Genomic DNA, 12,494 nt, shown 5'->3' with positions numbered 1-12,494 from the left:
TTTAGAGGCCGAGCGCGCGGTAGGTGTTGCGGACGAATCTCGGTTGGGCCGTGCGGAGTTTGGCCAGCGACGTGTTGCCCGCGACAGCCGTGGCCGCGTCGACGGTCAGGTCCGGCAGATTCTGGATGAGGTAGATCAGGACCAGATCCGCGGTGGGATCGGCCTGCCACCAGGTCCCGTAGGCGCCGGGCCAGCTGAACGTGCCGACGCCGCCGGGTCCGAACAGCGGTGTGCTTTTTGCCGGATCGGTCACCACCGACAGGTTCAGCCCGAAGCCGCGGCCGACCCAATACGGCGCGCCCAGGAAGTTGTGCCGCTTCTGCTCGTCGGTCAGCCGGTCGGTGCGCATCAGCCGCACGGACTCCTCCGAGAGCACCCGCGCCCCGTCGATCGTTCCGCCGCCGAGCAGCATTCGCACGAAGCGCAGGTAATCGTCGGCGCTCGACCACAACCCGCCGCCGGCATTGCAGAACGACGGCGGCGTGAGGTGCGGCGGGCCCATCACCCCGTGCTGCAGCTGGTGCTCGTTGGTGAGCCGGTACATGGTCGCCGCGCGCCGCCGCGCCTCGGCGGTGACGAAGAACCCGGTGTCGGTCATGCCCGCCGGCCCCAGGATCCGTTCGTCGAGAACCTGATGGAACGGCTTGCCGTCGATGCGGGAAGCGATGACGCCCAGCAGGTCGATGGAGTGGCTGTAGGTGACCCGCTCGCCGGGTTGGTGCACCAGCGGCAGCTTGGCCAGTTCGGCCAGCCACGCGTCCGGGCCTTGGTTGAACGGCAGCCGCATGTAGGCCTTGGCGATCGGGCCGGACACCGAGAATCCGTACGCCAGGCCGCTGGTATGGGTGAGTAGGTCCTCGATGAGGATGGCGCGGTTCACCGGGTGGGTGCGGTCCAACGGGCCATGCGAATCGTCGAGCACCCGCACGCCGGCCAGCTCCGGCGCCCAGCGCACGACCGGATCCTTGAGCGTCAGCTTGCCCTCGTCGACCAGGCTCATGATCGTCGCGACCGTCACCGGCTTGGTCATCGACGCGATGCGAAACAGCGTGTCCCGCTGCATCGGCAGGCCCGCGTCCACGTCGCGGTAGCCGATCTCGTTGACCTGCAGCAGTTCTCCGCGCTGCCATACCACCGTCACCGCGCCGGCGAGCAGGCCGGCGTCGCACACCTCGCGGACGGAGGCCGCGTTGCCGTCAAGGGTCGAGCGATTCACCCGGTCAGGTTAGCGGGCCGGCGCCGCCGCGCGACCGGCGCCGCCGCGCACGGACGCGGCGCAACGCGCGCGAACGCGGCGCAACGCGCGCCGACGGACCGTCCGATTCTCCTCCCACGCGACACTGGGCGAAGCGATGGGTGTTTTGCCCGCCTCCGAGCGACAACGGGCCGGGACGCGGGCCGTGGCGGGTGCCGCCCGTAGCGGTGCCGCTCGTGGCGGGTGCCGCTCGGCAACTTGTCGCTGGGAGGTGGGCACACATCGTGTGCCTCCCCGGAGAGACTCGTGGGACGCGTGTGACGAGCGCGACCGGGGAGCGATGCGCGCCACACGCGGCCGGCGCCGCCGCCCCCGAAATAAGTGCTACGCTGCCGTGCAGTCGACATCCTTTAACGATCCGTCCGGTGAGGCGGAGAAGGAGGTCAAGTTTCGTATGGGTGCTGCGGGCGACACGCGCTCAGGCAGTGATTCCCGGGAATTGATGTCGGCGGCCGACGTGGGCCGCACCATTTCCCGTATCGCACACCAGATCATCGAAAAGACGGCCCTCGACGGCCCCGACGCTCCGCGGGTCGTGCTGCTGGGCATCCCCACTCGCGGCGTGATCCTGGCCGAACGCCTGGCCGGCAACATCGGCGAATACAGCGGCGTCGAGGTCGGCCACGGCGCGCTGGACATCACCCTGTACCGCGACGACCTGATGCAAAAACCACCCCGGCCGCTGGAAGCCACCTCGATCCCGGCCGGCGGCATCGACGACGCCTTGGTGATCCTGGTCGACGACGTGCTCTACTCCGGCCGCTCGGTGCGCTCCGCCCTGGACGCGCTGCGCGACGTCGGCCGCCCCCGGGTGGTGCAGCTGGCGGTGCTGGTCGACCGGGGCCACCGCGAACTGCCGCTGCGCGCCGACTATGTGGGCAAGAACGTCCCCACCTCACGCACCGAGAGCGTGCACGTGTTGTTGCGGGAGAGCGACGGTGACGACGGGGTGGTGATCTCGCGATGACCCGACACCTGCTTGCCGCCGGGGACCTGAGCCTCGACGACGCCACCGCCATCCTCGACGACGCCGACCGCTTCGCCCAGGCGCTGGTCGGCCGCGAGATCAAGAAACTGCCGACGCTGCGCGGCCGCACCATCGTGACGATGTTCTACGAGAACTCGACCCGCACCCGGGTGTCCTTCGAGGTGGCCGGCAAGTGGATGAGCGCCGACGTGATCAACGTCAGCGCCGCCGGATCGTCGGTGGGCAAGGGCGAGTCGCTGCGCGACACCGCGCTGACGCTGCGGGCCGCCGGGGCCGATGCGCTGATCATCCGGCACCCGGCGTCGGGGGCCGCGCACCTGCTTGCCGAATGGACACGCGCCGGCGGCGATTCCGGCCCCTCGGTGATCAACGCCGGCGACGGCACCCATGAGCACCCGACGCAGGCGCTGCTGGACGCGCTCACCATCCGCCAGCGGCTCGGCGGCATCGAGGGCCGGCGGGTCGTGATCGTCGGCGACGTCCTGCACAGCCGGGTCGCCCGCTCCAACGTCATGCTGCTGCACACCCTGGGCGCCGAAGTGGTGCTGGTGGCACCGCCGACGCTGCTGCCGGTCGGCGTCGACGGCTGGCCGGTGACGGTGTCGAACGACTTCGACGCCGAGCTACCCGCCGCCGACGCGGTGCTGATGCTGCGCGTGCAGGCCGAGCGGATGAACGGCGGCTTCTTCCCGTCGGTGCGCGAATACTCGTCCCTGTACGGGCTTTCCGATCGCCGCCAGGCGATGCTGCCCGGGCACGCCGTGGTGCTGCACCCCGGGCCGATGCTGCGCGGCATGGAGATCGCGTCATCGGTGGCCGATTCGTCGCAATCGGCCGTGCTGCAACAGGTTTCCAATGGTGTGCACGTGCGGATGGCGGTGCTGTTTCACGTGCTGGTGGGTGCCGAGTCGGCCGGAAGCGAGGGGGCCGCATGAGCGTGTTGCTGCGCGGGGTTCGGCTGTACGGCGAAGGCGACCGCGTCGACGTCCTGGCCGAGGACGGTCAGATCGCCGAGATCGGCCCGGGCCTGAAGATCCCCGACACCGCCGACGTCATCGACGCGACGGGCCAGGTGCTGCTGCCTGGGTTCGTCGACCTGCACACCCACCTGCGCGAACCGGGCCGCGAATATGCCGAAGACATCGAAACCGGTTCGGCCGCCGCGGCTTTGGGCGGCTACACCGCGGTGTTCGCGATGGCCAACACCAACCCGGTCGCCGACAGCCCGGTGGTCACCGACCACGTCTGGCATCGGGGCCAGGAGGTCGGCCTGGTGGACGTGCACCCGGTGGGCGCCGTCACCGTCGGGCTGGCCGGCAAGGAGCTCACCGAGATGGGCATGATGGCCGCCGGGGCCGCGCAGGTGCGGATGTTCTCCGACGACGGCATCTGCGTGCACGATCCGCTGGTGATGCGCCGCGCCCTCGAGTACGCCACCGGGCTGGGCGTGCTCGTCGCCCAGCACGCCGAGGAGCCGCGGCTGACCGTCGGCGCCGTCGCCCACGAGGGACCCACCGCCGCCCGGCTGGGCCTGTCCGGATGGCCACGGGCCGCCGAGGAATCCATCGTCGCCCGCGACGCGCTGCTGGCGCGCGACGCCGGCGCCCGGGTGCACATCTGCCACGCCTCCACCGCCGGCACCGTCGAGATCGTGAAATGGGCTAAGGATCAAGGGATTTCGATCACCGCCGAGGTCACCCCGCACCACTTGATGCTCGACGACAGCCGGCTGTCCAGCTACGACGGGCGTAACCGCGTCAACCCGCCGCTGCGCGAGGCGGCCGACGCGGTTGCGCTGCGCCAGGCGCTGGCCGACGGCGTCATCGACTGCGTGGCCACCGATCACGCCCCGCACGCCGAGCACGAGAAGTGCGTGGAGTTCTCCGCGGCGCGGCCCGGCATGCTGGGACTGCAGACGGCGCTGTCGATCGTCGTGCAGACGATGGTCATCCCGGGGCTGCTGACCTGGCGTGGCCTCGCCCGGGTGATGAGCGAGAACCCCGCGCGCATCGTGGGCCTGCCCGATCACGGCCGGCCGCTGGAAGTGGGGGAGCCGGCCAACCTGACCGTGGTGGACCCCGACGCCTCCTGGACCGTCGCCGGGCCCGACCTGGCCAGCCGGTCGGCCAACACGCCCTACGAAGCGATGACCCTGCCCGCCACCGTGACCGCGACCCTGCTGCGCGGCAAGGTCACCTGCCGAGACGGGAAGTGCCCGGCATGAATTCGGGCACGCTGGCGGGGTCGCTGATCTTCGCGGCCGTGCTGGTGGTGGTGATCACGGTGGTGATCCAGCTGATGATGCGCAGCTGGCAGCGCCGCGCGCAGCGGCAGGCGGAGCTGATCGGCGACCTGCCGCAGATCCCGGACCAGGTCGGTGCGGCGAGCATCACCACCCGCGGCCACTATTGCGGGTCCATGATGGCGCCGGGCTGGAACGAGCGGATCGCGGCGGGCGATCTCGGTTACCGCAGCAAAGCGGTGCTGACCCGCTACGCCGGGGGCATCATGGTGGAACGCCTGCGGGCCCACCCGATTTGGATTCCACGGGACTCGATCACGGCCATCCGCATGGAGCGCGGAATGGCGGTCAGGCCGGCCCGGATCGGCATTCTGGCGATCCGCTGGCGGCTGCCGTCGGGCGTCGAGATCGACACCGGTTTCCGGGCGGATCACCGCCATGACTACGACCCGTGGCTGGAGGAACGGGATGGCCAGGAGAATGAGGTCGCGTGAGCAGTAAGGCCCTATTGGTACTCGAAGACGGCCGCGTCTTCACCGGCACCCCGTTCGGCAAGATCGGCCAAACACTGGGCGAGGCCGTGTTTTCCACCGGCATGTCCGGTTACCAGGAGACGCTGACCGATCCCAGTTACCACCGGCAGATCGTGGTGGCCACCGCGCCGCAGATCGGCAACACCGGCTGGAACGACGAGGACGCCGAGAGCCGCGGCGACAAGATCTGGGTCGCCGGCTACGCGGTGCGCGATCCCTCGCCGCGCCCGTCCAACTGGCGGGCCACCGGCACCCTGGAGGACGAACTGATCCGCCAGCACGTCGTCGGGATCGCCGGCATCGACACCCGGGCGGTGGTGCGGCACCTGCGCACCCGCGGCTCGATGAAGGCGGGCGTGTTCTCCGGGGACGCGCTCGCCGACCCCGACGAGCTGTTGCAGCGGGTGCGGGGCCAGCAGTCCATGCTGGGCGCCGACCTGGCCGGCGAGGTCAGCACGCCGGACACCTACATCGTGGAACCCGAAGGGGAGCCCCGGTTTACGGTGGCCGCGCTGGACCTGGGCATCAAGACCAACACGCCGCGCAACTTCGCCCGCCGCGGCATCCGCACCCACGTGCTGGCGTCCTCGGCGACCTACCGGCAGATCGCCGACATCAATCCGGACGGCGTGTTCCTGTCCAACGGCCCGGGCGACCCGGCCACCGCCGACCACATCGTGGCGGTGACCCGCGAGGTGCTGGGCGCCGGAATCCCGCTGTTCGGCATCTGTTTCGGCAACCAGATCCTGGGCCGCGCGCTGGGCCTGTCCACCTACAAGATGGTGTTCGGTCACCGCGGCATCAACATCCCGGTGATCGACCACGCCACCGGGCGGGTGGCGGTGACCGCACAGAATCACGGCTTCGCACTCGAGGGGGAGGCCGGACAGTCCTTCGACACGCCGTTCGGCCAGGCGATCGTCAGCCACACGTGCGCCAACGACGGGGTGGTCGAGGGTGTCAAACTCGCCGACGGACGGGCCTTTTCGGTTCAATACCATCCCGAGGCCGCCGCCGGGCCGCACGACGCGAATTATCTGTTCGACCAATTCATCGAGTTGATGGCGGCCCCAAACCGCGGAAAGGGGCGGTAGTGCCGCGTCGCGCCGATTTGCGTCACGTCCTGGTGATCGGCTCCGGGCCGATCGTCATCGGTCAGGCCTGCGAGTTCGACTACTCGGGCACCCAGGCCTGCCGGGTGCTGCGGGCCGAGGGCCTGGAGGTCAGCCTGGTCAACTCCAACCCGGCGACCATCATGACCGACCCGGAGTACGCCGACCACACCTACGTCGAGCCGATCACCGCCGCATTCGTCGAGAAGGTGATCGCCCAGCAGGCCGAGCGCGGCAACAAGATCGACGCCCTGCTGGCCACCCTGGGCGGGCAGACCGCGCTCAACACCGCGGTCGCGCTCTACGAGAACGGCGCGCTGGAGCGCCACGGCGTCGAGCTCATCGGGGCCGACTTCGACGCCATCCAGCGCGGCGAGGACCGGCAGATGTTCAAGGACATCGTCGCCAAGGTGGGCGGTGAATCCGCCCGCAGCCGAGTGTGTTTCACCATGGAAGAGGTCCGCGAGACGGTCGAGGAGCTGGGCCTGCCGGTGGTGGTGCGGCCCAGCTTCACCATGGGCGGTCTGGGTTCGGGGATGGCGCGATCCGTCGAGGAGGTCGACCGGATGGCCGGCGCCGGGCTGGCCGAAAGCCCCAGCGCCAACGTGCTCATCGAGGAATCGATCTACGGCTGGAAAGAATTCGAGCTCGAGTTGATGCGCGACGGCAACGACAACGTCGTCGTGGTGTGCTCGATCGAGAACTTCGACCCGATGGGCGTGCACACCGGTGATTCGGTCACCGTCGCGCCGGCCATGACGCTGACCGACCGCGAATACCAGCGGATGCGGGACCTGGGCATCGCGATCCTGCGCGAGGTGGGCGTGGACACCGGGGGCTGCAACATCCAGTTCGCGATCAACCCGGCCGACGGCCGGCTGATCGTCATCGAGATGAACCCCCGGGTGTCGCGGTCAAGCGCCTTGGCGTCCAAGGCCACCGGCTTCCCGATCGCCAAGATCGCCGCCAAGCTGGCCATCGGCTACACCCTCGACGAGATCGTCAACGACATCACCAAGGAGACCCCGGCCTGCTTCGAGCCCACCCTGGACTACGTGGTGGTCAAGGCCCCGCGGTTCGCCTTCGAGAAGTTCCCGGGCGCCGACCCCACCCTGACCACCACGATGAAATCCGTCGGCGAGGCAATGTCGTTGGGCCGCAACTTCATTGAGGCGCTGGGCAAGGTGATGCGCTCGCTGGAGACCAGCCGCACGGGCTTTTGGACCAAGCCGGACCCCGACGGCGACGTCGAGGAGGTGCTGACCCGGCTGCGCACCCCGACCGAGGGCCGCCTCTACGACATCGAACTCGCGCTGCGCCTGGGCGCTTCGGTGGAACGCGTCGCCGAGGCCAGCGGCGTCGACCCGTGGTTCGTCGCGCAGATCGGCGAGCTGATCACGCTGCGCGCCGAACTGATCGCCGCCCCGGTCCTCGACGCCGACCTGCTGCGGCGCGGCAAGCACAACGGGCTTTCGGACCGCCAGATCGCCGCGCTGCGACCGGAATTGGCCGGCGAGAACGGGGTGCGCTCGCTACGCGAGCGCCTCGGCGTGCACCCGGTGTACAAGACCGTCGACACCTGCGCGGCCGAGTTCGAGGCCAAGACGCCGTATCACTACAGCAGCTACGAGCTCGACCCCGCCGCCGAGACCGAGGTGGCCCCGCAGACCCAGAAACCCAAGGTGCTGATCCTGGGTTCGGGCCCCAACCGGATCGGGCAGGGCATCGAATTCGACTACAGTTGCGTGCACGCGGCAACGACGTTGAGCCAGGCCGGTTTCGAGACCGTGATGGTCAACTGCAACCCCGAGACCGTGTCGACCGACTACGACACCGCCGACCGGCTGTACTTCGAACCGCTCACCTTCGAGGACGTCCTGGAGGTGTTTCGCGCCGAGCAACAATCGGCCGGGGACGGGCCGGGGGTGGTCGGGGTGATCGTGCAACTCGGCGGTCAAACCCCGCTGGGGCTGGCGCAACGCCTCGCCGACGCCGGCGTGCCGATCGTCGGCACCCCGCCGGAAGCCATCGACCTGGCCGAGGACCGCGGCGCGTTCGGCGACGTGCTCACCGCGGCCGGCCTGCCGGCCCCGAAGTACGGCACTGCAACCACTTTCGACCAGGCCCGCCGGATCGCCGAAGACATCGGATACCCGGTGCTGGTGCGCCCGTCCTACGTGCTGGGCGGTCGCGGCATGGAGATCGTCTACGACGAGGAGACGCTGCGGGGCTACATCACCCGCGCGACCGAGCTCTCGCCCGAACACCCGGTGCTGGTCGACCGCTTCCTCGAAGACGCCGTGGAGATCGACGTCGACGCGCTCTGCGACGGCACCGAGGTGTACATCGGCGGCATCATGGAGCACATCGAGGAGGCCGGCATCCACTCCGGCGACTCGGCCTGCGCGCTGCCGCCGGTCACGCTGGGCCGCAGCGACATCGAGAAGGTGCGCCGCGCGACCGAGTCCATCGCGCACGGCATCGGTGTGGTGGGGCTGCTGAACGTGCAATACGCGCTCAAGGACGACGTGCTCTACGTCCTCGAGGCCAACCCGCGGGCCAGCCGTACGGTGCCGTTCGTGTCCAAGGCCACCGCGATCCCGCTCGCCAAGGCGTGCGCCCGGGTCATGTTGGGCGCCAGCATCTCCCAGCTTCGCGAGGAGGGGCTGCTGGCGGCTTCCGGGGACGGGGCACACGCGGCGCTGGACGCCCCGATCGCCGTCAAGGAGGCGGTGTTGCCCTTCCACCGCTTCCGCCGCATCGACGGCGCCGCCATCGATTCGCTGCTCGGCCCGGAGATGAAGTCCACCGGCGAGGTGATGGGAATCGACCGCGACTTCGGCAGCGCGTTCGCCAAGAGCCAGACCGCCGCCTACGGGTCGCTGCCGGCGCGGGGCACGATCTTCGTGTCGGTCGCCAACCGCGACAAGCGCTCGCTGGTGTTTCCCGTCAAGCGCCTGGCCGACCTGGGATTCCGCGTCCTCGCCACCGAGGGCACCGCGGAGATGTTGCGCCGCAACGGGATTCCGTGCGACGAGGTGCGCAAGCACTTCGAGGACCCGCAGCCGGGGCGGCCCGCGCAGTCGGCGGTGGACGTGATCAAGGCCGGTGAGGTCGACATGGTGATCAACACCCCCTACGGCAATTCCGGTCCGCGCATCGACGGCTACGAAATCCGTTCGGCCGCGGTGTCGGTCAACATCCCCTGCGTCACCACGGTGCAGGGCGCGTCGGCCGCGGTGCAGGGCATCGAAGCGGGCATCCGCGGCGACATCGGGGTGCGCAGCCTGCAGGAGCTGCACAGCCAGATCGGCCAGGGCGGCCTGCCCGGAAACGGGGCCCGGTGACCGGCTTCGGGGTCCGGCTGAGCGACGCGAAGGCCGAACGCGGACCGCTGTGCATGGGCATCGACCCGCACCCCGAGCTGCTGCGGGCCTGGGGGCTGCCCACCACCGCCGACGGGCTGGCCGCGTTCTGCGACATCTGCATCGAGGCGTTCTCCGGCTTCGCCGTCGTCAAGCCGCAGGTGGCGTTCTTCGAGGCGTACGGCGCGGCCGGATTCGCGGTGCTGGAACGCACCATCGCGGCCCTGCGGTCGGCCGGCGTGCTGGTGCTGGCCGACGCCAAGCGCGGCGACATCGGAACGACGATGGCCGCCTATGCCGCCGCCTGGGCGGGGGATTCGCCGCTGGCCGCCGACGCGGTGACGGCCACGCCGTACCTGGGGTTCGGGTCGTTGCGGCCGCTGCTGGAAGCCGCCGCCGCGCACGACCGGGGGGTGTTCGTGCTCGCCGCGACCTCCAACCCGGAGGGCGCGACCGTGCAGCGGGCCGCCTTCGACGGCCGCACGGTGGCCCAGCTGGTCGTCGACCAGGCGGCCGTGGTGAATCGGTCCGCGACCCCGTCCGGGCCCGGATACGTCGGCGTCGTCGTGGGCGCGACGGTGCTGCAGGCGCCCGATCTCAGCGCCCTGGGTGGGCCCGTGCTGGTGCCGGGCCTCGGGGTGCAGGGCGGGCGCCCCGAGGCGCTCGCCGGGCTGGGCGGCGCCGAGCCGGGGCAGCTGCTGCCCGCGGTCGCGCGCGAGGTGCTGCGGGCCGGGCCGGGGGTGGCGGAGCTGCGCGGGGCGGCCGAACGGATGCTGGACGCTGTCGCCTACCTGGCGGTGTGAGCTAGTCCGATGGCGGCGACCCGCTGCGCCCGGCTACGCCGCGCTTGCGATCGCCGCTAGTCCGACGCCAGCGCCGTGCTGGGCTGGGCCGTTTCGACGATGACCGTGGTGGCCTTGACGACGGCCACCGCCACGCTGCCGGGACGCAGCTGCAACTCCTCGGCGGCCTCGGTGCTCATCAGCGAGACGACGGTGAACGGGCCGCACTGCATCTCCACCTGGGTCATCACCTTGTCGCTGACCACCGCGGTGACCAGCCCGACGAAGCGGTTGCGGGCCGAGCTGCCGATGCTGAGCGGGTCGGCCGGCGGCGCGGGCGCGTTGCTGCGGGAGAAGCGGGCGAGGTCCTCGCTGGCGATCACTTTGCGACCGGCCGCGTCGTGACTGACCTCCAACGCCCCCTGGTTGATCCAGCGCCGCACAGTGTCATCACTGACGCCGAGCAGCTCAGCCGCCTGGCGAATTCGCAGGTTGGACACGCCCCGATGGTATCCGATCCGCGACCGCGGATTAGCTGATACGCGGCCCGGGGCCGCCGCCTTCCCGCGGGTACGGAACGCTCTCAGGCCACGATCCCGTTCCTGCGGTGACACGTCCCTCGCCGACGCGAATCCGCGGAAGTGACACGCCCGCCGCCGTGGGGCCCGGGCGGCACACACGACCCCGCGGGACCCCCGCGGCCCGCGCGGCCGCGGGGCGGCGCCGCTGGCCTGCCCTTTGACCGGCCGAACGCGACACGCGCGACACGCCGCGACGAATGCGTGATCCCTCGCACCGCCCCGCCCGGGTGCGCGCCGGCGCGTTTCCGGACGGCCACGTCGTCGCACCCCACGACGGCCCCTTCGGATAAAGTCGCTGGTAGATGGCTTGGCGACGGCCCAAAACGGGCCGCGCCGGGCCCCTCGGCACGGCGTCGCGGCGGGCGCCGTCGACGTCGCGCGGCGGGCCGCTTTGGGGGGACACGCGCCGTTGCATGCTGGGAGTTTGCCCCGTTAAGCAGGGGGGCGGGTTAGATTTCGTCAGGAGGCCTGAGTACGGTCGTCTCCGCTGGCAGAAGAACCGGCGAGACAAAATGAGATCGATTGAAATTGATTGATCAGATACGGAGGAATCGTGGCCCTTCCCCAGTTGACCGACGAGCAGCGCGCGGCCGCGTTGGAGAAGGCGGCTGCCGCACGTCGTGCACGAGCAGAGCTCAAGGACCGGCTGAAGCGTGGCGGCACCAACCTCACCCAGGTGCTCAAGGACGCCGAGACCGACGACGTCCTGGGCAAGATGAAGGTTTCGGCGCTTCTCGAGGCGTTGCCCAAGGTGGGCAAGGTCAAGGCGCAGGAAATCATGACTGAGCTGGAGATCGCCCCCACCCGCCGCCTGCGCGGCCTCGGCGACCGTCAGCGCAAGGCCCTGCTGGAAAAGTTCGGCTCCTAACCCGGCCGCCGACGATGCAGGCCGAACGGCCTGAGGAGAAGGCGGGCAAACCGACCCGAGCCGTGGGCGCACCTGCCCGGGAGCGCCGATGAACGGCGGCGGGGGACCGGACATCCAGCACGGGGCACGTCCCGAACCATCGCGTGCGGGGCGTGTGGTCGTGCTGTCCGGTCCCTCCGCGGTCGGCAAGTCGACCGTGGTCCGATGCCTGCGCGAGCGGGTCCCGGACCTGCATTTCAGCGTCTCGGCCACCACGCGGGCGCCCCGGCCCGGCGAGGTCGACGGCGTCGACTACCACTTCGTCAGCCCCGCCCGCTTCCAGCAGCTCATCGACGAGGGCGCCCTGCTGGAGTGGGCCGAAATTCACGCGGGCCTGCACCGCTCGGGCACCCTGGCCGAGCCGGTTCGCGACGCCACGGCCCGCGGATTCCCGGTTTTGATCGAGGTGGACCTGGCCGGGGCCAGGGCCGTGAAGAGGGCGATGCCCGAGGCCCTGACGGTGTTTTTGGCGCCGCCCAGCTGGGAGGACTTGGAGGCCAGGCTCGTCGGCCGCGGCACCGAGACCCCGGAGGTCATGCGGCGGCGCCTCGAGACGGCCCGCATCGAAATGGCGGCCCGTGACGACTTCGACCGGGTGGTCGTCAACCGTCGATTGGAGTCTGCGTGCGCCGAATTGGTATCCTTGCTGGTGGGAACTGCCCCGGACCGGCACGACCCGGCTGGCCACACCGAAAGCCAGACCACATCCAATCAAGATTGAGCACCGAC

Annotated in this window: 11 protein-coding genes; 9 read left to right on the top strand and 2 right to left on the bottom strand. The window is 70.3% G+C overall.

Annotated features, from left to right (window positions below; genetic code table 11):
• Position 1: 1 nt before the first annotated feature.
• Positions 2 to 1,216 (bottom strand): serine hydrolase domain-containing protein, encoded by a 1,215-nt coding sequence (locus P6281_RS16510; RefSeq protein ID WP_036429020.1) that lies wholly within the window; start codon positions 1,214 to 1,216, stop codon positions 2 to 4.
• Positions 1,217 to 1,649: 433 nt separating this feature from the next.
• Here P6281_RS16510 and pyrR point away from each other — a divergent pair, with 433 nt between their 5' ends.
• Genes pyrR through pyrF form a run of 7 tightly spaced genes read left to right on the top strand, consistent with a single transcriptional unit; the run spans position 1,650 to position 10,298 of the window.
• Complete coding sequence (pyrR, locus tag P6281_RS16505; RefSeq protein WP_009951738.1) at positions 1,650 to 2,222, top strand: bifunctional pyr operon transcriptional regulator/uracil phosphoribosyltransferase PyrR; 573 nt, start codon at positions 1,650 to 1,652, stop codon at positions 2,220 to 2,222.
• On the top strand, positions 2,219 to 3,178 hold the full coding sequence (locus P6281_RS16500; protein ID WP_008258204.1) for an aspartate carbamoyltransferase catalytic subunit: 960 nt from the start codon (positions 2,219 to 2,221) through the stop codon (positions 3,176 to 3,178). Before pyrR ends, P6281_RS16500 begins: the two co-directional genes overlap by 4 nt.
• A complete protein-coding gene (locus P6281_RS16495; protein WP_008258203.1) occupies positions 3,175 to 4,467 on the top strand; it encodes a dihydroorotase in 1,293 nt (430 codons plus the stop codon). Before P6281_RS16500 ends, P6281_RS16495 begins: the two co-directional genes overlap by 4 nt.
• The gene (locus P6281_RS16490; RefSeq protein ID WP_036429018.1) at positions 4,464 to 4,979 is read left to right on the top strand and encodes a PH-like domain-containing protein; all 516 of its coding nucleotides are present in this window, start codon (positions 4,464 to 4,466) and stop codon (positions 4,977 to 4,979) included. The genes P6281_RS16495 and P6281_RS16490 overlap by 4 nt, the downstream gene beginning before the upstream one ends.
• Positions 4,976 to 6,112, top strand: coding sequence for a glutamine-hydrolyzing carbamoyl-phosphate synthase small subunit (carA, locus tag P6281_RS16485; protein WP_008258201.1), 1,137 nt, complete (start codon positions 4,976 to 4,978; stop codon positions 6,110 to 6,112). Before P6281_RS16490 ends, carA begins: the two co-directional genes overlap by 4 nt.
• Positions 6,112 to 9,477 (top strand): carbamoyl-phosphate synthase large subunit, encoded by a 3,366-nt coding sequence (carB, locus tag P6281_RS16480; protein WP_009951745.1) that lies wholly within the window; start codon positions 6,112 to 6,114, stop codon positions 9,475 to 9,477. The genes carA and carB overlap by 1 nt, the downstream gene beginning before the upstream one ends.
• A complete protein-coding gene (gene pyrF / locus P6281_RS16475; protein WP_324738433.1) occupies positions 9,474 to 10,298 on the top strand; it encodes an orotidine-5'-phosphate decarboxylase in 825 nt (274 codons plus the stop codon). The genes carB and pyrF overlap by 4 nt, the downstream gene beginning before the upstream one ends.
• A gap of 56 nt (positions 10,299 to 10,354) precedes the next feature.
• Here the strand turns inward: pyrF and P6281_RS16470 are convergent, their stop codons facing one another.
• Positions 10,355 to 10,777, bottom strand: coding sequence for a TOBE domain-containing protein (locus P6281_RS16470; RefSeq protein ID WP_008258197.1), 423 nt, complete (start codon positions 10,775 to 10,777; stop codon positions 10,355 to 10,357).
• A gap of 634 nt (positions 10,778 to 11,411) precedes the next feature.
• On the opposite strand from P6281_RS16470, the gene mihF reads away from it, so the two are divergent.
• Positions 11,412 to 11,726 carry an integration host factor, actinobacterial type gene (mihF, locus tag P6281_RS16465; RefSeq protein WP_324738432.1) on the top strand — a complete coding sequence of 105 codons (315 nt, stop codon included), beginning with the start codon at positions 11,412 to 11,414 and terminating at the stop codon, positions 11,724 to 11,726.
• A gap of 88 nt (positions 11,727 to 11,814) precedes the next feature.
• Positions 11,815 to 12,486: a guanylate kinase gene (gene gmk / locus P6281_RS16460; protein ID WP_085976452.1), complete on the top strand. Its 672-nt coding sequence runs from the start codon at positions 11,815 to 11,817 to the stop codon at positions 12,484 to 12,486.
• Positions 12,487 to 12,494: the final 8 nt, after the last annotated feature.

Origin of the sequence: Mycobacterium sp. 5-140-3-2 (assembly GCF_035666375.1) — a bacterium.
Taxonomy (GTDB): Bacteria; Actinomycetota; Actinomycetes; order Mycobacteriales; family Mycobacteriaceae; genus Mycobacterium; species Mycobacterium intracellulare.
The sequence above is the reverse complement of the archived record's forward strand: the minus strand, read 5'-3'. Positions and strand labels throughout refer to the sequence as shown.